The following is a 21,753-nucleotide window of genomic DNA, read 5'->3' on the forward strand; positions in this document are numbered from 1 at the left end:
TGGAGGGTAAATGATGAGACCGGTAGTAGTAAAAGAAAAACAATTAAATGAGTCACAAATACATGCTGTAGAAGATGAAGTTAGACAAGCGAAAACGATGGATCGTGATATCGTAACACATGCGATGAAGCAATCCATTGCGAAATTGAATCCGAAAGTCATGATAAAGAATCCGATTATGTTCGTTGTGGAAATTGGATTTATCATTACGTTCATTTTATCTTTTCTTCCAAGTAGTTCTAGTAGTATACCAGGTTGGTTTAATATAACAGTTTCTCTCATTCTATTATTTACAGTTTTATTTGCGAATTTTGCAGAAGCATTAGCAGAAGGTCGTGGTAAAGCGCAAGCCGATTCTTTAAAGCAGTCGAAGAAAGATGTGTTTGCAAATGTTGTAAAAGAAAATGGAGACATTGTCCAAGTTTCAGCAACTGATCTTACAAAAGGTGACGTTGTTATCGTAAAACAAGGAGAAATGATTCCGAATGATGGCGAAGTAATCAAAGGGTTAGCATCTGTAGATGAATCTGCAATTACAGGGGAATCAGCTCCTGTAATAAAAGAAGCGGGCGGCGATTTTTGTTCCGTAACAGGCGGGACGATGGTCGTAAGTGATGAGATTACAATTGTCATTACGAGTAATCCTGGTGAATCATTTATTGATAAAATGATTTCGTTAGTAGAAGGAGCTGCTCGTCAAAAAACGCCGAATGAGATTGCTTTAAATACAGTATTAACGAGTTTAACGCTTATTTTCTTAATCGTTGTTGTGACGTTGCCGATTTTTACAAACTATTTAGGATTTCAAATTGATACAGCTGTACTTGTAGCGTTGTTAGTTTGTTTAATTCCAACGACAATTGGTGGTTTATTATCAGCAATTGGTATTGCCGGGATGGACCGCGTGACAAAGTTCAATGTGTTAGCGATGTCGGGTAAAGCAGTAGAAGCTGCGGGTGATATTAATACAATCATTTTAGATAAAACAGGTACGATTACTTTCGGGAACCGAATGGCACATACATTGCTTCCTGTAGGAAATGAGACGATTGAGCAAGTAGGGAAATGGGCCGCGATTAGTTCAGTTTTAGATGAAACACCAGAAGGTCGATCAGTTATAGAATATGTAAAAACGAAAGCTATATCATATAATCGAGAAATTGCAGAGCAAGGTGATTTTGTTCCGTTCAAAGCAGAAACGAGAATGAGTGGTGTGGATTTACAGGACGGAACGAAAGTGAGAAAAGGTGCTGTAGGTAGCGTAATTGAATGGGTTAGGTCACAAGGTGGAACGATTCCGAAAGATGTAAATCAAAAAGCAGATTCCATTTCCAAAGAGGGCGGGACACCACTTGTAGTTGCAGTGGATAATCGTATTTACGGTTTAATTTATTTAAAGGATACAGTAAAGCCAGGTATGCGTGAGCGTTTTGAACAATTGCGCCAAATGGGGATTAAAACGGTTATGTGTACAGGTGATAACCCGTTAACAGCAGCAACGATTGCAAAAGAAGCAGGGGTAGATGAGTTTGTTGCTGAGTGTAAGCCAGAAGATAAAATTGCGGTTATTAAAGCAGAGCAAGATAAAGGGAAACTTGTAGCGATGACAGGTGATGGTACAAATGATGCGCCGGCATTAGCGCAGGCTGACGTTGGATTAGCGATGAATAGTGGTACGACAGCTGCGAAAGAAGCAGCGAATATGATTGATTTAGATTCGAACCCGACAAAAATTATTGAGGTTGTAGGGATTGGTAAGCAATTGTTAATGACGCGTGGTGCGTTAACGACGTTTAGTATTGCGAACGATATTGCAAAATATTTTGCAATCATTCCAGCGATGTTTACACTTGCGATTCCGCAAATGGAGGCATTAAACATTATGAAACTAACATCACCACTGTCAGCGATTTTATCAGCATTACTATTTAATGCAGTTATTATTCCATTACTCATTCCATTGGCGATGAAAGGTATCGCATATAAACCAATGAGTTCGAATGCACTACTTGGCCGAAACCTACTTATTTATGGACTTGGCGGAGTGATTGTACCATTCATTGGAATTAAAGTAATTGATATAATTGTCGGCTTGTTCATATAAGGAAGAGGGGGAAAAAGATGGCGAAGAAACAAAGTATACTATCACCAATTATCCGTATTACTTTTACATTTTTAGTGTTGTGCGGGCTTGTATATCCGCTTATTGTTACTGGTATTGCACAAGCAGTAATGAAGGATAATGCGGATGGAAGTCTAATATATAATGATAAAAATGAAGTGATTGGTTCTAAATTAATTGGTCAAAACTTCACGGATCCACGTTATTTTCAAGGGCGTGTTTCTAGTATTGAATATAAGGCTGAAGCATCTGGTTCAAATAACTATGCACCATCTAATCCAGATTTAGAGAAACGAGTAGAGAAAAGTATTGAAGAGTGGAAGAAACAAAATCGGGCTGTTCCGGTAACAGAAGTGCCGATTGATCTAGTGACGAATTCAGGTTCAGGGCTAGATCCTGATATTAGTCCGCAGGCAGCTTCTGTGCAGGTGGATCGTATCTCTAAATTAACGAATATTCCGAAAGAAACGCTAAATCAGTTGATTAAAGATCAAACAGAAGGTGCTGCACTTGGCTTATTTGGAGAGAACCGCGTAAACGTTTTAAAGTTAAATTTAGAATTGCAGAAACTACTGAAATAGAAACAACGCTACCTCAATCTAACGGATTGAGGTAGCGTTGTTTCGAAAGAAAGGTTGTGAGTGTTTTGTATGCGGATGACTATAAACCAACTTTTCAAAGGCGAACACCAGAAGAGTATTTAGAATATATTCGTCAGCAAAACCGCGGGAAGTTAAAGTTATATGTAGGAGCGGCTCCAGGAGTAGGAAAAAGTTATAAAATGCTCTTTGATGCAAGAGAAATGAAAAAGGATGGTACGGATATTGTAATTGGTTTAATTGAAACGCACGGTAGAAAAGAGACGGAAGAAGCAATTGCTGATTTAGAAAAAGTTCCTTTAAAAGAAATAGAGTATAAAGGGAAAGTATTTTATGAACTCGATGTGGAAGGAATTATAAAACGTGCACCGCAAGTCGTTGTTGTGGATGAACTTGCGCATAGCAATATTCCTGGATCTAAAAATAAGAAACGTTATATGGATGTACAGGAATTGCTAGATGCCGGTATATCCGTCTTATCAGCTTTTAATATTCAACATTTAGAAAGTGTTCATGACATTGTTGCTCAAATTACGAATGTTAAAGTGCGAGAACGTATTCCAGATTTTATTTTACAAAAAGCAAATGAAATTCAGCTCGTTGATGCAACGCCGGAAGTATTAAGGAAGAGGTTAATAGATGGAAAGATATATAAGGAAGAAAAAATAGAGCAAAGCTTACAAAATTTCTTTACGCTTAATAATTTAGGGGCACTAAGAGAATTATCACTTCGGGAAGTGGCAGATGATATGGACGAGAAAATTAGCCAAACAGTAATAGAACCGATTGGTGTAAAAGAAAAAATTCTTGTTTGTGTACAATACAGTTCGACAGCGGAGAAATTAATACGACGGGGATGGCGCATGGCTGATCGGTTAAATGCTGAATTGTACGTATTAAACGTTGAGAGGGAAAATATAGATTCTATTTCAGCTGGGAAAAAGCAGACGATTGAAGAGTGGAAGTCGTTAACGAATCAATTTGATGCGAGTTTTGTTTTAGAAGAGGCAAAAGGAAGAAAGCCAGCGGATGTTATTATTGAAGTTGCGAAAAGACTACAAGTAACGCAAATTTTACTCGGACAATCAGCAAGAACAAGGTGGGAAGAAATTCGAAAAGGTTCAATTGTAAATGAAATTATGAGAGAAACGAAGTATATTGATATTCATATCGTTGCAGATCAAAGAGTTTAGAATAGAGACCATCTATAGGTCTCTATTTTGCTTTTTGTACAGCCTGAAAACGTAGCATTTTCAGTGCGCATAAAATGATAAATAGAAATGTAATTGCACCTAGGAAGAAAATCCAAAAGTAATTTTGATTAAATACAAGAAATCCACCTACAAGTGGCCCTGTGCCCATACCGAGATAGCGTATGAAGTTATACATACCGATGGCTGTTGCGCGTTCTTGTACGAATTCTTCCGTTAATAAAGTAGTGTGAGTTGGCATAGAAAGTCCCATACTAAAACCGTATAAAGATGTAACGATAATGGTGAATGGGATATTGATGCTATATGTGAAAGAGAATAAAGTGACACATATAATATTGAAGAAACTAGTGATGAATAAAGCTTGCTTTGTTGTGAGGCGTTTTTGCAAAAGCTTGTAGCAATAACTTCCTAACATAATAGAAAGGGACATTGGTACAAATATAAGGCCAATTTTACTTGCAGTTAAGTGAAATGAATTTGTTAAAATGCTCGGTAAAAAAACGAGGAAGCAAAAGTAAATACAAAATTGAATGAAGCCAATAAGAGTAATAGAAAATCCAGTTTTATTTTTTAAGATAAACCAGTAATTCTTTTTTGCTTGCGGTTGTTTACTTACAGTTGGTTTTGTTTCTGGAAGTAGTGAAATATTTATCGTTAATAAGAGAATGCCAAGTATAGATAAAAAGAGAAATACGGATACGTGGCCATTTATACTGCCTAGATAACCACCAATGAGAGGGCCGATCGCAGGTGCAAGAGCAAGTAACATTTGATACAGGCTCATTGCTTCTCCTCGTTCTTTTCCTTCAAATAAATCGCCGATAATCGTTGCTGCTACTACAGGTATAGCTGCTATTCCTATAGCTTGAACAGCTCTGAAAAATAGAAATACATATATGTTCGCTGAAAAAGCACATCCGATTGAACCAATTGTACTAATGATCAAACTAGGGATAAGGACAGATTTTCTCCCTCTTGTATCAATCAAAGGTCCATATATGAGCTGCATAATCGCAAGAACGAATGTGAAAAGGGAAACTGTTACATTTACAAGATAAAGAGAAGTGTGAAAAGAACCTTGAATCATCGGTAAGATAGGCGTGTAAATATTTTGAGCGAAGGAACCGAGTAAGGCACTCATACAGACGACATATAAAATGAAATGTATTTTGGATTTTTTCATCTTGTTAACCTCCTTGTCATTTAGTTTCCTCGGAAACTAAATTTATTTTAACATGATTTTCTCACTTGTAAATATGAAAAAATGATTTTAAAATGGTATATAGTTAATTTGTTTCTTTAGAAACTCAGGAGGCGAACGGATTGGATTATGCAACGAAACAAATGGAAATACTTTCGGACATTCGTACACTTTTGCATAAAAAAGAAGAACATTTGAAAGGGCAAAATGAGAAATTTCTTCGTGAGACAGGTATAAGTGGTATGTCTTTATCTGAGTTACATGTGATCGAGTGTATCGGGAAAAATGGTTTGATGAATGTAACTGCTATTACGACAGAAATGGGAATGACGAAGGGTGCAATCTCTAAAATTTGTACAAAGTTGTTTCAAAAGAAATTCGTTGAGAAGATGCAAATGTTAGATAATCAAAAAGAAATCTTCTTCCGTTTAACGGAAAGCGGAAATGAAATATATAAAGCTCATGATAAATTACATAAACAAGCTGAAGAAAAGTGGCTGTTATTTTTAGATAGATATACGAAAGAAGAGCAAGATTTTATTCAAAGATTTATAAAGGATGTCTCCAACCATTTGGAAATATAATTGGAAGAAAAAACTCCTTTTTCTCAAGTCTTTTGAATATAATTTCTGAAAGAACTCATATATAATAGAAAAAGATACTTAACATGGTGAATAATTAAAGAGTCAATATATATAGAGGAGAGAGTAACATGCTTGAAAATACGGGGTTAGTATTAGAAGGCGGCGGTATGCGTGGTGTGTACACGGGCGGGATATTAGAATACTTTATGGAACAAGATTTATATTTTCCATATGTAATCGGTGTATCAGCTGGTGCTTGTCATGCAGCGTCGTATCTTTCCAGACAAAGAAATAGAAATAAAACAGTAAATATTGATTATGCATCACACCCAAAATACTTATCGTATAAAAATTTATGGAGAAAACGCCAGTTATTCGATATGGAGTTCATTTTTCATGAGATTCCAGAAAAGCATGTTCCGTTTGATTTTGAAACATACTTTAATAGCCAAGAGCGTTTCCTTGTAGGAACGACAGATTGTGAAACAGGACAGTCTGTTTATTTTGAAAAAGAAGGAACGAATGATGATGCACTAAATTTATTACAAGCATCTAGTTCATTGCCTTTCATTGCACCTGTAGTAAATTACCGTGGTAAGCAATTATTAGATGGCGGGATTTCGGATCCAATTCCAGTTCGTAAAGCACAGGAAGATGGTTTTAAAAAATCAGTCGTTATTTTAACGAGAAATCATGGTTACGCGAAGAAAAAATCAAAGTTTGGATGGGTTGCAGCGAAAGCTTATAAAAAATATCCGAACCTTGTTAACACGATGCTGAATCGTTATGAAGTGTATAATGAAACACTTCACTACATTGAAAAAGAAGAACAAGCTGGGAATTTATTTGTTATTCGTCCAGAAGTGCCGCTTCAAGTAGATCGTATGGAAAAAGATACAGCAAAACTACAAAATCTATATGAGCAAGGCTATGAAGATGCAAAGAGACAGTTTGCAGATTTGCAGGCGTTTTTGCAAAAATAATAATTAGGCTGTGGAGATGGAGTTCTCTGCAGTCTTTTTATTATTGGTTTCAATACCGAATGTTGGTTATACACGTTTTTAGATTATGGTATAATATGGATAAAAGTATGTGAAGAGGTGATACATATGGAAAATGTATATAAAGGTCTTAGACATACTGGATTTACTATGTTGCTTATTTTTGGTGGTGTATTTTTACTGCGCTGGTTCATTCATGATGAAATGCTACTAGATCAGCTTATTGGGTTGAGTGTAGGGATGGTAATGGTTATTTCGTCAGTGTTCATTCAAAAGTACAGTAAAGAATTACAAGTAAATGAGAAGTGTTAAAAGTAACAAAAGAAAAGTAGAGCATCTAATTTCGATGCTCTACTTTTCTTTTATAAATAAAAAATCCCTCTTTATGAGGGATTTTAATGTGGTAAGAAAATTAATTGATAAGCAAACAAAATTCCAAATACATACACAAGTGGGTGAACAGCACGGAATTTACCTTTTGCTACTTTCATAAGTGGGTATGAAATAAATCCAAGTGCGATACCTGTTGCGATACTTGATGTAAGTGGCATGCTTAATATTACTAAGAATGCTGGGAATGCTTCATCAAATGCGTCCCAATCGATGTGGCGAACTGAACCCATCATAAGACTACCAACGATAATTAATGATGGGGCAGTAATAGCTGATACACCAGAAACGGCACTTACTAATGGTCCAAAGAATGCTGCTAGTGCGAATAGAACAGCTACTGTAACAGTTGTTAAACCAGTACGACCACCAGCTGCAACGCCAGCAGAAGATTCAATGTAAGCTGTTGATGGTGTTGTTCCGAACATAGAACCGATTGTTGCCGAGAATGAGTCAGATAGAAGAGCTCGTCCAGCTTTTGGAAGTTTCCCATCTTTCATAAATCCACCTTGTTGAGCTACCCCAAGTAATGTACCTGTTGTATCGAACAATGTAACAAGGAAGAATGAAAATACAACGCCGTACAATCCGTAGTTAATTACATCAGATACAGCAGTAATTGGATTTGAAACGATAATTCCTTCTGGTAATCCAGGCATTGATGTAACACCATTTGAGAATGTTAATTGTCCTGTGAAGAAAGCGATAATACCAGTTAATAGCATGCCGATAAATAGTGCGCCATTTACATTTAAAGACATAAGGATAATAGTAATTCCAAGTCCAGCTAATGCTAGTAGAACTGGAGCAGAGTGAAGATCACCAAGTCCAACTAAGTTTGCATCATTTTTTGTAACGATACCTGTTAAACGTAAACCGATAAAGGCGATAAATAGCCCGATACCAGCAGTAATTGCATGTTTTAAGTTTTCAGGAATTGCTTCCATTAATTTTGTACGGAAAGATGTAAATGATAGCAAAATTAAAATCATACCTGCTACGAATACAGCAGAGAATGCAATTGCGAAAGTCATGCCTTCATGTGCTTTTACAACAGAGTAAGAGAAGTAAGCATTTAATCCCATACCTGGCGCGATTGCGATTGGTAAGTTTGTAAAGATTGCCATAAATAATGTTCCGACAACAGCAGCAATAATTGTTGCTGTAAATGCTTGTTCAAATGGAACACCTGCATCCCCAAGGATGACAGGGTTTACGACAATGATATATGCCATTGTTAAGAAGGTAATAATACCTGCCATAATTTCAGTTTTAATAGAAGTTTTATGTTTTGAAAGGTTAAACATATAAACATCCTTTCTGTTTACGAATAATTTTCACAACAGTTATATATAATATTCGTTTTTTAACTATTTTGCAATAGTTTTGCATAAAAAGTTTACAACAATTCATATTTTGTGTCTTAAATTCGAATATTAATCGTAATATGATGTGCGAATTCCAGTTTTTATTATGCACATTATAAGAAAAAGGAGTTGAAAGAAGCTATGCCACAGCAAAAAAACTTTGTAACAATGCCGGCGCAACATCAAAATAAACAGCCTGGCATTGAATCATTAATGAATCCTCTACCGCAGTTTGAAGATCCCAATTATAAAGGAAGCGAAAAGTTAAAAGGAAAGAATGTATTAATTACAGGTGGAGATAGCGGAATTGGACGAGCTGTTTCCATCGCTTTTGCGAAAGAGGGAGCAAATATTGCGATTGCGTATTTAGATGAGGAGGGGGATGCTAATGAGACGAAGCAATATGTTGAGAAAGAAGGTGTAAAGTGTGTATTGTTGCCGGGTGATTTAAGTGATGAACAGCATTGTAAAGATGTTGTTCAAGAGACCGTCCAGCAGTTAGGTAGTTTACAGGTTTTGGTAAATAATGTCGCGCAGCAATATCCGCAGCAAGGCTTAGAGTATATTACAGCAGAACAGCTAGAGAAGACTTTTCGTATTAATATTTTTTCTTATTTTCACGTTGCGAAAGCCGCACTTTCTCATTTAAAGCAAGGTGATGTCATTATAAATACAGCGTCTATCGTTGCATACGAAGGAAATGAAACTTTAATTGATTATTCCGCAACGAAAGGGGCAATCGTAGCTTTTACAAGATCACTTTCCCAATCGTTAGTGCAAAAAGGGATTCGTGTAAATGGTGTTGCGCCAGGACCAATTTGGACACCACTTATTCCATCAAGCTTTGATGAGAAAAAAGTATCACAGTTTGGGAGCAATGTTCCGATGCAAAGACCTGGTCAACCATATGAATTAGCGCCAGCATATGTATATTTAGCGTCTAGTGATTCATCCTATGTTAGCGGACAAATGATACATGTAAATGGGGGAGTTATTGTAAATGGATAGTTTTCATTTATAAGAGCAAAGTAATGTTAATTCCACTTATTATAGTGAGCACTAGGGGGGATATAGCTGAAAAAGTCATGTTTCGTCATACTATTATTTTTCATCCTACCGGTTAGTGCTTTTGCTAATACAGATCATTTAATATTAGTAAATCTTACGACAAACCAGTTGTCTTTTTTTGAAAATGGAAATTACACAAAAACATTTCCAGTAACGACTGGAAGAGAGCGTACACCTACGCCTGAAGGTAACTTTTGTATTATAACTAAATTTAAAAATAAAGAATACCATCGAAAAAAAATACCTGGGGGTGCACCGAATAACCCTCTCGGTACGAGGTGGCTGGGACTAGATAAGAATGAATATGCGATTCACGGGACAAATCGGGAATGGACGATTGGAAGTAGGGAATCAAATGGTTGTATTCGCATGCATGACAGGGATATACAATGGTTATATGACCGAGTACAATTACAAACAAAAGTAATCATTTCTCGTTTTCATACGAGTCCCGAATATGAAGCGAATAAGCTTGGTTATCGCGTTGTGAGCTGGAATGGTCGAAAAATAGAAGAAGAACAAATTGGAGTACTTACGCTAGTAGACCGCGCGGATATATATTGGCAAGAACCAAATGGACAGTTAACGAAAGTGAAAACGGTATTGCCAAATGAAAGATATCCAGTGTACTCAAAACGAAAAGATGGAATATATTATATAGGAAACAATTCGTATATTATAGATGAAACAGGAGAGAAAATTCGTTACGAGCAAATTCCTTCTTCGATTTTAAGTAATATATATAAACGGAAATACAATGTTCCGTAATGGCTACCGTATTATAGACGGTAGCTTATTTATACTTGGAGTTTAACTGCAACTATTGTATTTTGCTGAATATAATACAGTACAGATAGGGGGCGGTTATATTATGAAAAGTGAATTTGCGTTTAAAGTTTTCTTAGTAACGACCTGTTTATTTATCGTGTATTTATATGCGTTTCTCGTCTTTTCTTTTTATGTTCCATATGTTGATTTAATATTATTCTTCGGATTTATTTGGGCGTTTGTGAAAGCGAGGGAAGGAGAGAAGAGTATATATCGGCGCATTACCCTATGCGGGACGGCCGTTCTCGTTATTTTGTACTTTTTTATTATGCATGATTTTTGGAGAGGGATGTAAAAAAAGCATACGATTAATCGTATGCTTTTATATCTGTTAATGATGGAAGAGAGGCAATTGCACCGTAATTTGTACATGTGATAGCGCCTACTTTATTTGCAAAGGAGATAAACGCTGTTAAGTCTTTGAAATGATACGAAAGTGTATGTTCACTTTGGGCAATCTGATATAACATTGCTCCAACGAAAGCATCACCAGAACCAGTTGTATCGACTTGTTGAATGGAAATAGAAGAGACAATGGTTTGACCTTCATTTGTCGCAAGAAGGGTACCGTCTTTTCCAAGTGTAATAGCTACTACTTTTGCGCCATAATTTAATAATTTGAGTGCAGCTTGTTGTAAATCACTTTCTTTAGAGAGCATAGTAGCTTCCTCTTGACTTACTTTTACGAAGTGTGCATGTTTTATAAAGGTTAGACAATCTTGAGAGAATTGTTCTGTATTTGTAATGAGTGCACTTCGATAATTTGGATCAAAAGAAATAAAATGGCCGTTATCTTTCGCATATTGTAACAACTGGAAATACGTTTCTTTTAATGGGCTTGATAGTAAAGCTGTCGCTGAACCGAAATGTATTAAATCATTTGTGTGTATTTTTGATAAATCAATGCTATTGAATTGATATTCACCATCTGCACCACGCATAAAAGTAAAATCACGTTCGCCATCTTGATCGATGGATACGAATGCAAGTGTTGTTTGTTTATCTTTTATGAGCATGGATGTATCGACTTGCGCACGCTCTAAAGTTTGTTCAAGAAACTCACCAAATGGGTCGTTTCCTACTTGCCCCATAAATGTAGCGTGTCCACCTAATTTTGTAATCGCAGCAGCAACGTTAGCGGGTGCTCCACCAGCTTTTTTTTCGAAATCTGAACCGTTTACTAAAGAAACGTTAGTATTTCGGCACACAAAATCAATTAATAGTTCACCTATACAAAAGACATTTCTCATACAATCCCTCTTTTCAGCTTATATTGTGTGATGGTAAAGTTTAGTTTTGCATCTGAAAAGATTGCGATATGATGTTTCATGTCTTTTCGAGGAAAAACTCGGGACGTAAAGACTGTTGAACCATCGTATAAGAAAATTTCCACGATGCTTTTATCTACAAATATTTGTAGTTCTATCGTATCTTGAATATCGATTTTTTTACAGCGTTCAAATCCATATTCTCCGCCAAATTGATGGTAGAAGTTGCCCCTGTCTATAGAAATAGTACCTTGTTCCCGATTAAATGTAATGGGGAAACATTCCTCCTCATTGTGGAAGAGAGAAAGCCCAAAACGCTTTGCATCTTCTGTTTTAAGTGTAACAATTAATTCATAGGAGCCTTCATCATCAAGCGTTGATAATACATTTAATCCAGCTGTTATATCTCCTGAAATGTCTTTTTTTGTTGTTCGTAGTTTTGTTAATTCTGAAACTGGTTTTTGTTTTATGATGTTATCTTCTAATGTTAATTCACGTGGAAGTGTTAGGCAATGAGCCCACATATAATCATCAGAAGGATATGTGATTTCACTTGATCCTGCCCAAGCAAATAATAGGCGACGACTAGTAGCGTCTTCTAAAGTTTGAGGGGCATAAAAATCGAATCCTTTATCAGCTTCGTAATAGGAATCAATATGGAAATATAAATTTTTAATATCGAAATGACCTATAGCATAAACGACATTGTATACATTGTGAAAGTTTTCTCCGTCTTTTTCAATTCCTTGCGGTGAAAAGAGAAGTACATCTTTCCCTGATAATTGGAAGTAATCGGGGCATTCCCACATAAATCCAAATTCTTTTAAATTTGTTGTAATTTCGCCTTGGAAATGCCAATTGTATAGGTCTTGTGATTTGTATAGTAATAGAGTTCCTGTTGTATTTTCACGTTGGGCACCGAGTAACATATAGTACATATCATTATGTTTCCAGACTTTTGGATCACGTACATGTTTTGTATATCCGTCAGGAATTATATCAATAACAGGATTATTACTATATTTCGTCATCGTATATTGTGAATCCATTGTTGCCATACATTGTTTTGCATCACGGGAATCATCAGGATTTTTTATATTCCCTGTATAAAGTAAATGAAGAAGGCCATCTTTTACGATAGCACTACCAGAATATGCACCGTGTGATTCATAGCTTTCAGTAGGGATGATGGCTACAGGCATACGCTCCCAGTTAATAAGGTCTTTTGACTTCACATGTCCCCAATGCTTCATTCCATGAATGGGACCAAATGGATACCATTGATAAAAAACGTGATATTCATCATTGTAGTATGATACACCGTTAGGATCATTCATTAATCCAAATGGTGGATGGATATGATAAATTGGTTTCCATGAATCTTGGTTTGCAATTTCATATAAAGAATGTAATTCGTCTTTATTAGATTGCAGTATTGTTTTATATTTTGACATAGGTTTTCACCCCGTTATTATTTACTTTCTTTATATAAAATGAATGTGGCAACAAAAGCAGTGATAACTGCAATAGCGAAGCCAATTATATAGTGAATCATGTTCATCATGCCAAGAGGTGCAACAATTGTAAGCATCGGAATACCTGTTAAACCGTATGCGTTAGCTGCTACTTGCATCCAAACAACGTAAGCGCCTCCAATTGCGCCGCCAATAGCTGCTGCAATAAATGGTTTACCTAGTTTTAAATTGACACCAAAAATAGCTGGTTCTGTAATTCCTAAAAATGCTGAAGCTGCTGCCGGAATTGCAATTTCTTTCGTTTTTTTGTTTTTTGTTTTGAAATAGACAGCTAAAGTAGCGCCGCCCTGTGCAACGTTCGCCATTGACCAAATAGGGAGTAAGAAATTGACACCGATATCTTTATTTGCGAGTAAGCCTGCTTCAATAGCATGGAAGCTATGATGTAAGCCAGTAAGAACAATTGTTGAATATAGACCACCGAATATAAGACCAGCTACTGGTCCTGCAAATTGATAAATTGTATTTAAAAGGTACGTAATACCGTCACCGATTTTATATCCAATTGGTCCAATAATAATAAGTGATAAAAAGCCAGTTATAATAATTGTTAAGAATGGTGTAACTAATAAATCTAAAGAGTTCGGAACACGTTTTCGAAGTTCTTTTTCAATTGTACTCATAACGTATACGCATAATAAAATAGGTAAAACAGTACCTTGATAGCCAATCATATCAATATCCATGCCAAGGAAATGTAAAACAGTTGGTTTTGCATTTGAAAGAGTCCAAGGATTTGTTAAGCTTGGGTGAGTTAATATACCACCAACAACTGCCCCTAAGAAAATATTTCCACCAAATTCTTTAGCGGCACTTACTCCAATTAAAATAGGTAAAATAATGAAAGCTGCACTTGAGAACATATCAAGTAATTGGATAAGTGAGTGATCTCCAGGAACTAATTTAAACGCTTTCAACATTCCGAGTAGACCCATAAGTAAACCGCTTGCGACGATAGCTGGAATAATTGGAACGAAAATATTGGATAGTGTCTTTGCTAGGCGGGCGATAGGATTCATTTTTTTCTTAGGTATATCGTTTGATGTTGTAGAATCTAGTTCGGCTATTCCAATTAGTTTTGAGAATTCATCATATACTTTGTTTACTATGCCAGTTCCAAAAATAATTTGATATTGCTCGGTCGTTGCGAAAGCACCTTTTACTCCATCGATGTTTTCGATTTCTGCAGCGTTTATTTTCGTATCATCCTTTAATATAAGACGAAGGCGAGTCGCGCAATGTGTGGCACGAACAATGTTTTCCTTTCCACCAATGTTCTGTAATACTTGATTTGCAATTTGTTTCATATCCATAAAAATTCCCCCTTACTATAAATTTCTCTTGTGGAACCGGTTCCGCAATAAGTTAAAATAAAAAACAGGGAAATGATGTTGAAAATCCTGTTTTTAAAATGTGGAACCGGTTTTAATTTTATTATAGAGCGCCTTTATATTTTGTCAACGCTTTCTTGGATTTTTAATGTATAACGAGAGTGTAATATTTTTGGTATAGTTTTGTTTTCAACAAGCTGTGAAAGAGAAGTGGCAGCAAGCTTTCCAGCATACTCATAGTCAAACGCAATTGTCGTTAAGCTAGGGTGTACCATTTCTGAAATATCATATCCACCGAATCCTGTTACAGAAATATCACCTGGTACAGAAAGGGAGTGGGAGTGAATCACTTTCATTGCGCCAAGAGCGATGTTATCTGTAGCACATACGATAAGAGTTGGGCGATTATTATCTAAAATATGTTGTACTTGTTTCATGGCATCTTCTATGCGGAAAGTTGTTTCGTAATATGAAACGTTGCAAGCCGGTTCTAAATTTTCAATTGCTTTTTGAAAACCATTTTTTCGATTTATTCCAACAGAAATATCATCTTTTTCTATCCCTAAATAGGCAATATGTCGATGACCTTGTGATAACACGTATGCCCCTAACTCATAAGCTGCATCATAATCATCGTGAACGAGGCAATATTGATCTTTATATTCTTGCCCGACGAATAAAATAGGGATGTTTGAATTAGCCATAATTTTTTGATGTTCATTCGTTAATGTTTTTGTTAATAAAATAATGCCAGCTACTCTTTGTTTTATAAAGTTTTCCATAGCTTGTATTTCAGTTTCGGTTGTTTGATTTGCATTTGCTACAAGCATTTGATAGTTATTTTCCTGTAATGTTTTATCAATCCCGATAAGTGTTTTCATTGTAGCGAAGGAGTCTAATCGGGGGATGATGACACCAATTAAATTTGTTGTTTTTGCTTTTAAACTTTGAGCAAATGTATTGGGAGAGAAATTTGTTTCCTGAATAATACCTTCGATTTTAAGTTTTGTTTTATCACTTACATATCCGCCGTTTAAGTAACGAGAGACTGTGCTTTTTGCAACTCCAGCCAATTTGGCGATATCTGCAATTGTTTTAGCCATAGTATTTCACCTTCGTATTCATAAAAATGTTAACTTTATTATAGGGAGAATTAGAGATGACGTAAACAAGAAGAGGGAAAGAAAAAACCACCTCACGTATATGAGGTGGAATAATTGTTAATATCTAGGCTTAAATGTATGACAACAAGTCTCTACACTCGTTGCTACAGAACTTTCTAGCGTCTCGTTTGTTAAAACAGCAGCTGTATATGAATCATTTTCAGTTTGACCAGTTTCATCTGCATCAGGCTGAACGACGATTGCACTTGCTTGACAAAAGTTACCTTGTCCCCAAAAAGAACAGTTGGAAACAGAACATCTTACTTCTGGCATAAAACCCCCTCCTTATACATTAGTGTGGGATTTTACGCCCATTTCATGTGTAGAAGGAGTTTCCTTTTCTCGTTAATTTTTCGTTTGCTCAAGCCATTCTTTTAATTTGTCTTTTGGCTGTTCACCGCTAATACGGCTTACTTCTTTGCCATCTTTAAAATGAATGATTGTTGGTGTACCTTGAATTTTATATTCATCCCAAGGAGCATCTAATTTTTCAATATCCATAACTTTCATATCAACGTTCAAGTCTTTAGCCATCGGCACTACGACAGGAGATAATTTTTGGCAATGAACGCAAGATGTTTGATAAAAGTATACTGTTTCTTCTTTTTTCTCTTTTAAGTTCTTTTGAAGATCTGAAAGAGAGATTTTATTTGTGTAGTAGTCAGAACCGTTTGTCTTACTTTCAGTAGAATTATCAATTTTTTGGCTAGTAGCATTTTTTTCTTCCATTTGTGTTACTGCAAAAATTGCCACGAACAAGGCGATAATAATACCACCAAATATAAGCATTTTTTTCATTCTTTCATCTCCTTATTTGTTTTTAATGACAATAAAGCTACAAACAGCGATTGTAATAAAGCCGATAAGTGCTAAAAACGGGATTGTCACAAAGCCGAACCAGTTTATGTATTCTCCCGTACATGGTACACGTCCACAAGCTGCCCCAGCTGCTGAAAATGCTGCGACTTTTTGAATTGCATAGTGATATAAAGAAATACAAGCGCCAATAGTTGCGATTGGTAAAGAATAACTTGCGATGCGATAGTCTTTCTTTGCTACAGCAATACCAAGCCATAAAACGAATGGATACATAAAAATGCGTTGATACCAACAAAGGACACAAGGCTCAAATTTCATGATTTCGGAAAAGTACAGACTTCCTAGTGTAGCGACAAAAGAAGCTCCCCATGCGGTAAGTAAAGCATATTCTTGCTTTTTTTCTCGTCCCATATTTTATACCTCTCTTATAATAGTTACATACTAAATTATAGTATGAAGTGGTATAGAAAAGAAAGAAAAAATATGTTTATCAATAAAAGTTTTATAAGAGGAAACTTTTATTGGTATTAATATTTTAAAAAAGCGCCATTCTCCTAAAGAGAATAGCGCTATATTTTACATTTGAATTTGCTCTACTTCTTCTACATGCGACTTTTGGGATGCATGGTCAATATATTGAAATAGGAGCTGCAGTTGTTTATCAACTTCTGGTAGTTCTTTGCTGTATTGATAAGCGTGTAAAAAATGCTCAATACGCTTAGAAAATAATTGATCGTTCGTTTGAACCATGAGAACGAGTAACTTATCCCAATTACAGCAATACGTGTAATAGAGAGCTTTATCATAGTCGTTATATGTTTGCACTGTGTACCCTCCTTACCGAGAGTTATATATAGTGTGTGATAAGTAAGGAGAAATACACTTGAAAGAATTTGTTAAGAAAAAAAGAGAATGAAAAGAAAAAACGAGGAATTCCCTCGTTTTTTAAGCTTTTGGCATTGGCGTAGGTGTTGGTTTGCCATAGCCTTCTTTGTATTTATTATCGATATAGTTACGAATTTCAAGCGTTGATTTTCCTTTTTGTTTCATGGAAGCAGATTCAACTGCGATTTCTAGGCAATTGACGCAAGTCGTTGCGTGGGAATCCCAAACAACTTCACCATTCTTTTTAATTTCACGAATAAAGCAGTTTTTATTATTTTTATGTCCTACACTTTCACCGCAACCACAATAGCATGGAATCCAATCTAATAGCTCTGCATTTTGCCCAGCGACGCTGTAAATATCTTTCATTTGTGGATCAAGCTTATCTAGGAAGGTCGGAAGTGTGTCGACTCCTTTTGTTTTCTCTTGAATGTCAGCTTGTTGAGTGTGGGATGCATGGTCATGTTCTTCTTTTTTTGATTCAGAAGATTTTTTGTCATTTGTACCAGTACTTCCGCATCCAGCAAGAATTAAGCTTAGTACTGCAAGTAAAGAAAATACATACTTTTTCATTCGCTTGTCCCCTTTACAAATGTATTAATCAAATTGTATCAGAGATTATGGAGTGTCGGGTGAAGATTTTTTCGACTGATTTTTGAAACGCCATCTTAGCGAATGAAATAGAAATAAAATTGGGATATAAGCGTATACAATATATAAACCCGCTTGAGATAGTACGGTATTTAATGTATTGATACTTTCACGGTTTGTGAAAAGCAGAGAAGCTGAAAATATGATGAAAATAAAAAACGGTAATGTAAATTTAAATGAAATATGAAAGGAACGCTTCATCGTTTGACATGATGACCAAATGGTTAAGCAAAGGTTTGGTAAAATAATTAAAAACCAAACGAAAATAATAATATATTCAAAACGCTGAATAAAAGGAACTTTAATTATTTTTAACATTGTTAAAGTAGGCCAAATAGTACGGTTTAATTGACCCTCACTATAATACATAAAGGATACGATAGCTAAAACTACATAAATTAAGGTGCTAAAAGCAATTCCAGCATGGGCCCATCGTTTTAAAGATTTTCCTTTTTCAATAAAGGGATAAAAGATAAGAATTGTTTCAAACCCCAGAAATTCCAATGCAGAGTGTTTTGCAGATATAAGCATGTCAAAAGGTGAATGTGTAAAAATAGGTAAAATATTACGGAAATGAGCATATTTCATTGGATAGATTAAAAAGAATACAACGAAAATAGGAAGAACAATACCCCAAAAACATATCCCTGTCACAGAACGGAAGCCACCTTTTATAATGTAGTAAGTGACTAACAAAAACATAAGCGTAAGTTTCCATAACTTAATGGTAGGGAAAATCCAAACTTGTATCACTTCCATATATGTACGAAGAACAGTAAGGCAAAATAATAAGCAATAAAGAGTGAAAATTACAGAAAATATAGAGCCAAACCACTTTCCAAAGGTTGTTGTATGGATACTAATTAAATCTCCGTCTTTTTCAAGCATTTTTAACATACAAAACAGCACAATATGAGTTGCAATTCCCGCAATAATAAGAGAAATCCAGGCATCATAACCAGCGTTTTTTAAAATTACACGTTGATATCCGAGAATTCCTATACCAATCTGGAGAGAATGCAATAAAATAAATGCAAAATATGGAGAGACTGTCTTTGTTTTATTTATTGTATTCATTGCTTATTTCACCTCACTATTCTCCGATTCCAGATTGTACAATATTAAGATCTAAATTTATATCCACCGCTACATTTTTATACATATTTCGAATTTGTTTTATATTCCATTTTCTTGTATGGCTTCTAATTTCATCTCGTATTCCTAAAGGATCAATTTCCTTTTCTTGAAATTGTTTTATTAAATCTTCACAGTCTTTTTCGACATTTCGTTCAATTTGTTTTTTTATATAGTTGATATTTGTTTTTTTTCTTAAATCAATCCAATTAGGAGAGTTTTTAATTAATCCATTTAATTTTAAATGGATTTTTACTTTTGGTATGTCGCCAGATTGATCTATATCATACTTATTTTCCCCAGCTAAGTTTTGTATAACAACCATGCCTTTATGTTTATCCTTTGTTATCGCAGCTTCGTAACGTCCATTTTTCGTAGGGTTAATAAGTAATTTTGCTAAAACAGAATGTCTTTTATCCGTATACATGACGACTTTATCGCCTTTTAAAAAGGCAAGTCCTTTGACAGCGACAGAATGATTATCGTCCATTTTAATATAAGGAACATAGGCATCACATACAGAAGAGTAATAATTATATAAAAAAATGTTTAATGTGGTTTGTGGAATGTTCTCATTTCTTATATTTTGTTCGAGTAAATCAGCAATATATAAAGACCCATTTTTTTTTCCGTAATTTAAAAGCTCTTCAGCCGATCCATCTACAATTGCTAGTTGTACATCACGCCCGATATTTGGGTCACGTTGTAAGTTAGTAATAATCTCTCCCATTCCGCGTTCTCCTAGAGCTTTTCCAAATAGGACGACACGCATTTGACCTACAACAACATTGTGAGGAGATTTCGCATTCAATCGTGAAGCAATTGTTTCAAGTGAACGGGCAGATGTTGTTTGCGTCTCTGGCTTAGACTTTACACCATGTGTGTACTCTGGGAATAGAATAGTTCCTTGGAATCTTTTGTTTTTTGTGATGTCAAATCCAGCAATATGAATAATACGCTGTGCATCTACTATATACGTTTGTGTACAGCCAGTTTGTAAAACGAAGAAGATAATGATAAGGTGCAATAAAACTTTTTTCATTCATTCTCACCATCACGTTTTTGCTTCGATTTGTTTGGATTATAGCGCCATTTTGATTTTGGTCTAAGAAAAGAAGGTCTTTGTGCCGTTTGACTAAATGGTAATCGAAGAAAACCTTCTGCTGTACCTAAACCACGAAATGGATATAAAGGTAATAAATAAGGTGATCCAAGTGATTTTAATTTAATTAAATGAGCTAAAATAAATACAAATCCGACAATAAGGCCTAATCCTCCGAATGCACCGGCTAAAAGAATAAGCGGAAAGCGTAACAACCGGATAGTAGAAGACATCTTTACGGTTGGTGTTGTGAATGATGCAAGAGCGGATAAAGCAACTGCAATTAGTAAAATAGTACTTGTCAAAGCCGCTTCAACAGATGCTTGGCCAATTACAATCCCCCCAACAATTCCAATCGTTTGTCCGACTTTTGTCGGTAAACGCGCTCCCGCTTCACGAAGCAATTCGATTGTAATTTCTAAAAAGAGTGCTTCTAGAATAGGAGGGAAAGGTACGTTAGCTCTCGAGAAAATAATAGGACCTAGTAAATCGGCAGGAATCATTTGATAATGATATGTTAAAGCCGCTGTATAAATAGCGGAGGAAAACAGAGAAAATATAGCTCCGAAAAAACGAATAATACGAAAGAACGATCCAATCATCCACGGTAAATAATAATCTTCTGGTGAAATGAAAAAATCCAGTAACGTTGTTGGTCCTGATAAAGCATATGGAGAGCCATCTGTTAAAATTAAAACTTCCCCGTTAATTAACGCAAATACAGCTCGATCTAATCGCTCTGTAGGTAATAGAACAGGAAAAGGTGAATTGCTATTATCACTAATAAATTGCTCAATCATAGTTGAATCAAATGGGACATCAAAGTCAATGTCTTCTAGCCGTTGTATTGCGGTGTTGATGAATTGTTCATTTGTAACTCCTTCTATATAAGCAACTGCTACTTTCGTTTTTGATATAGATCCGACGGTAACTTCTTTAAAGATGAGTTGCTCAGTTACAATATTTCGACGTAATAAGTGTATATTTGTATCAAGGTTTTCAACGAAACCGATTTTAGGCCCGATTACGCTATACTCATTTTCTGTATCGTTATATAATCGTTTTCCTAAAACAGTACTTTCGGCACGAATTAAAGCATATTGATCAGGATTCGAATTGTTTTTTAATCGTATTAAAATGTATCCACCTAATAATTTTTCACGAATATCATCAATAGAAGGGGAGGTAATAATGTCTTCAATAGAGATGATATTACATAAATCAGAGATGTTTTGGATTTGTTCCGATTCCTTTTTTAGAGGAGTTAAAATGAATTGTTTAATAATAAGTGCTTCCACGACAGATTTATAATAAAATAAGCACAACGTTTCATCTTTAAGTATGTTATAAGAGACAAAATCGCTTGATTCTTTCATGGTTTGTATAAATTCTGGGATAGAACAAAGTGTTTTTGTATTAGTCTTTTTTGATTTCTTAGATGATAAACCGAACATTTTCTCACCCCTAACTTACATCATTTACTTGTGTTAG

Annotated in this window: 23 protein-coding genes; 9 read left to right on the plus strand and 14 right to left on the minus strand. The window is 35.4% G+C overall.

Annotated features, from left to right (window positions below; translation table 11 throughout):
• Nucleotides 1-13: 13 nt before the first annotated feature.
• From kdpB to kdpDN, 3 genes are read left to right on the plus strand one after another with little or no spacing between them, the layout of a single operon-like run.
• Nucleotides 14-2,104 (plus strand): potassium-transporting ATPase subunit KdpB, encoded by a 2,091-nt coding sequence (gene kdpB, locus AC0ONG_RS02410; RefSeq protein WP_001247991.1) that lies wholly within the window; start codon nucleotides 14-16, stop codon nucleotides 2,102-2,104.
• A 17-nt stretch (nucleotides 2,105-2,121) separates the two neighbouring features.
• Nucleotides 2,122-2,703, plus strand: a complete 582-nt coding sequence (gene kdpC, locus AC0ONG_RS02415) for a K(+)-transporting ATPase subunit C (RefSeq protein ID WP_001085562.1) — start codon at nucleotides 2,122-2,124, stop codon at nucleotides 2,701-2,703.
• A 56-nt stretch (nucleotides 2,704-2,759) separates the two neighbouring features.
• On the plus strand, nucleotides 2,760-3,914 hold the full coding sequence (gene kdpDN / locus AC0ONG_RS02420; RefSeq protein ID WP_074790778.1) for a KdpD-like non-kinase potassium sensor: 1,155 nt from the start codon (nucleotides 2,760-2,762) through the stop codon (nucleotides 3,912-3,914).
• A 22-nt stretch (nucleotides 3,915-3,936) separates the two neighbouring features.
• Here the strand turns inward: kdpDN and AC0ONG_RS02425 are convergent, their stop codons facing one another.
• Nucleotides 3,937-5,118: an MFS transporter gene (locus AC0ONG_RS02425; RefSeq protein WP_000748586.1), complete on the minus strand. Its 1,182-nt coding sequence runs from the start codon at nucleotides 5,116-5,118 to the stop codon at nucleotides 3,937-3,939.
• Between the two features lie 140 nt (nucleotides 5,119-5,258).
• Between AC0ONG_RS02425 and AC0ONG_RS02430 the strand changes: the two genes are divergently transcribed.
• From AC0ONG_RS02430 to AC0ONG_RS02440, 3 genes are all read left to right on the plus strand, one after another.
• A complete protein-coding gene (locus tag AC0ONG_RS02430; protein ID WP_000384217.1) occupies nucleotides 5,259-5,720 on the plus strand; it encodes a MarR family transcriptional regulator in 462 nt (153 codons plus the stop codon).
• A 128-nt stretch (nucleotides 5,721-5,848) separates the two neighbouring features.
• A complete protein-coding gene (locus tag AC0ONG_RS02435; protein ID WP_000892695.1) occupies nucleotides 5,849-6,703 on the plus strand; it encodes a patatin-like phospholipase family protein in 855 nt (284 codons plus the stop codon).
• A gap of 126 nt (nucleotides 6,704-6,829) precedes the next feature.
• Nucleotides 6,830-7,033 (plus strand): hypothetical protein, encoded by a 204-nt coding sequence (locus tag AC0ONG_RS02440; RefSeq protein ID WP_000432821.1) that lies wholly within the window; start codon nucleotides 6,830-6,832, stop codon nucleotides 7,031-7,033.
• Nucleotides 7,034-7,116: 83 nt separating this feature from the next.
• Here AC0ONG_RS02440 and AC0ONG_RS02445 read toward each other — a convergent pair whose 3' ends face one another.
• Complete coding sequence (locus AC0ONG_RS02445; protein WP_000482710.1) at nucleotides 7,117-8,418, minus strand: NCS2 family permease; 1,302 nt, start codon at nucleotides 8,416-8,418, stop codon at nucleotides 7,117-7,119.
• Between the two features lie 201 nt (nucleotides 8,419-8,619).
• Here AC0ONG_RS02445 and AC0ONG_RS02450 point away from each other — a divergent pair, with 201 nt between their 5' ends.
• The 3 genes from AC0ONG_RS02450 (at nucleotide 8,620) to AC0ONG_RS02460 (ending at nucleotide 10,669) form a co-directional block, all read left to right on the plus strand.
• Nucleotides 8,620-9,486, plus strand: a complete 867-nt coding sequence (locus AC0ONG_RS02450; protein WP_001136284.1) for an SDR family oxidoreductase — start codon at nucleotides 8,620-8,622, stop codon at nucleotides 9,484-9,486.
• Between the two features lie 66 nt (nucleotides 9,487-9,552).
• Nucleotides 9,553-10,314, plus strand: a complete 762-nt coding sequence (locus tag AC0ONG_RS02455) for a L,D-transpeptidase (RefSeq protein WP_033669406.1) — start codon at nucleotides 9,553-9,555, stop codon at nucleotides 10,312-10,314.
• A gap of 103 nt (nucleotides 10,315-10,417) precedes the next feature.
• On the plus strand, nucleotides 10,418-10,669 hold the full coding sequence (locus AC0ONG_RS02460; RefSeq protein WP_000834195.1) for a hypothetical protein: 252 nt from the start codon (nucleotides 10,418-10,420) through the stop codon (nucleotides 10,667-10,669).
• Nucleotides 10,670-10,682: 13 nt separating this feature from the next.
• Here the strand turns inward: AC0ONG_RS02460 and AC0ONG_RS02465 are convergent, their stop codons facing one another.
• The 12 genes from AC0ONG_RS02465 to AC0ONG_RS02520 all read right to left on the minus strand — a co-directional run bounded on the left by AC0ONG_RS02465 (nucleotide 10,683) and on the right by AC0ONG_RS02520 (nucleotide 21,716).
• Nucleotides 10,683-11,624, minus strand: a complete 942-nt coding sequence (locus AC0ONG_RS02465) for a carbohydrate kinase family protein (RefSeq protein ID WP_474203509.1) — start codon at nucleotides 11,622-11,624, stop codon at nucleotides 10,683-10,685.
• The gene (gene scrB, locus AC0ONG_RS02470; RefSeq protein WP_000049745.1) at nucleotides 11,621-13,096 is read right to left on the minus strand and encodes a beta-fructofuranosidase; all 1,476 of its coding nucleotides are present in this window, start codon (nucleotides 13,094-13,096) and stop codon (nucleotides 11,621-11,623) included. Before scrB ends, AC0ONG_RS02465 begins: the two co-directional genes overlap by 4 nt.
• Before the next feature lie 17 nt (nucleotides 13,097-13,113).
• Complete coding sequence (locus tag AC0ONG_RS02475) at nucleotides 13,114-14,490, minus strand: sucrose-specific PTS transporter subunit IIBC (RefSeq protein ID WP_000367316.1); 1,377 nt, start codon at nucleotides 14,488-14,490, stop codon at nucleotides 13,114-13,116.
• A gap of 134 nt (nucleotides 14,491-14,624) precedes the next feature.
• Nucleotides 14,625-15,611, minus strand: a complete 987-nt coding sequence (locus AC0ONG_RS02480) for a LacI family DNA-binding transcriptional regulator (RefSeq protein ID WP_001140399.1) — start codon at nucleotides 15,609-15,611, stop codon at nucleotides 14,625-14,627.
• Between the two features lie 117 nt (nucleotides 15,612-15,728).
• Nucleotides 15,729-15,944 carry a DUF1540 domain-containing protein gene (locus AC0ONG_RS02485; protein ID WP_016078097.1) on the minus strand — a complete coding sequence of 72 codons (216 nt, stop codon included), beginning with the start codon at nucleotides 15,942-15,944 and terminating at the stop codon, nucleotides 15,729-15,731.
• 72 nt (nucleotides 15,945-16,016) lie between these two features.
• Entirely contained in the window at nucleotides 16,017-16,469 is a 453-nt protein-coding gene (locus AC0ONG_RS02490; protein ID WP_474203510.1) for a thioredoxin family protein, read from the minus strand.
• A gap of 12 nt (nucleotides 16,470-16,481) precedes the next feature.
• On the minus strand, nucleotides 16,482-16,901 hold the full coding sequence (locus AC0ONG_RS02495) for a disulfide formation protein C (RefSeq protein WP_000532272.1): 420 nt from the start codon (nucleotides 16,899-16,901) through the stop codon (nucleotides 16,482-16,484).
• 165 nt (nucleotides 16,902-17,066) lie between these two features.
• Complete coding sequence (locus tag AC0ONG_RS02500) at nucleotides 17,067-17,315, minus strand: YhdB family protein (protein WP_001195459.1); 249 nt, start codon at nucleotides 17,313-17,315, stop codon at nucleotides 17,067-17,069.
• 120 nt (nucleotides 17,316-17,435) lie between these two features.
• On the minus strand, nucleotides 17,436-17,948 hold the full coding sequence (locus AC0ONG_RS02505) for a PCYCGC domain-containing protein (protein ID WP_000761022.1): 513 nt from the start codon (nucleotides 17,946-17,948) through the stop codon (nucleotides 17,436-17,438).
• Between the two features lie 45 nt (nucleotides 17,949-17,993).
• Nucleotides 17,994-19,103: a GerAB/ArcD/ProY family transporter gene (locus AC0ONG_RS02510; RefSeq protein WP_001092365.1), complete on the minus strand. Its 1,110-nt coding sequence runs from the start codon at nucleotides 19,101-19,103 to the stop codon at nucleotides 17,994-17,996.
• A 16-nt stretch (nucleotides 19,104-19,119) separates the two neighbouring features.
• Nucleotides 19,120-20,202: a Ger(x)C family spore germination protein gene (locus tag AC0ONG_RS02515; protein WP_000756805.1), complete on the minus strand. Its 1,083-nt coding sequence runs from the start codon at nucleotides 20,200-20,202 to the stop codon at nucleotides 19,120-19,122.
• Nucleotides 20,199-21,716 (minus strand): spore germination protein, encoded by a 1,518-nt coding sequence (locus AC0ONG_RS02520; RefSeq protein ID WP_000467499.1) that lies wholly within the window; start codon nucleotides 21,714-21,716, stop codon nucleotides 20,199-20,201. The genes AC0ONG_RS02515 and AC0ONG_RS02520 overlap by 4 nt, the downstream gene beginning before the upstream one ends.
• Nucleotides 21,717-21,753 lie beyond the last annotated feature (37 nt).

The sequence above is a fragment of the Bacillus sp. TCT6 genome, from assembly GCF_056033845.1.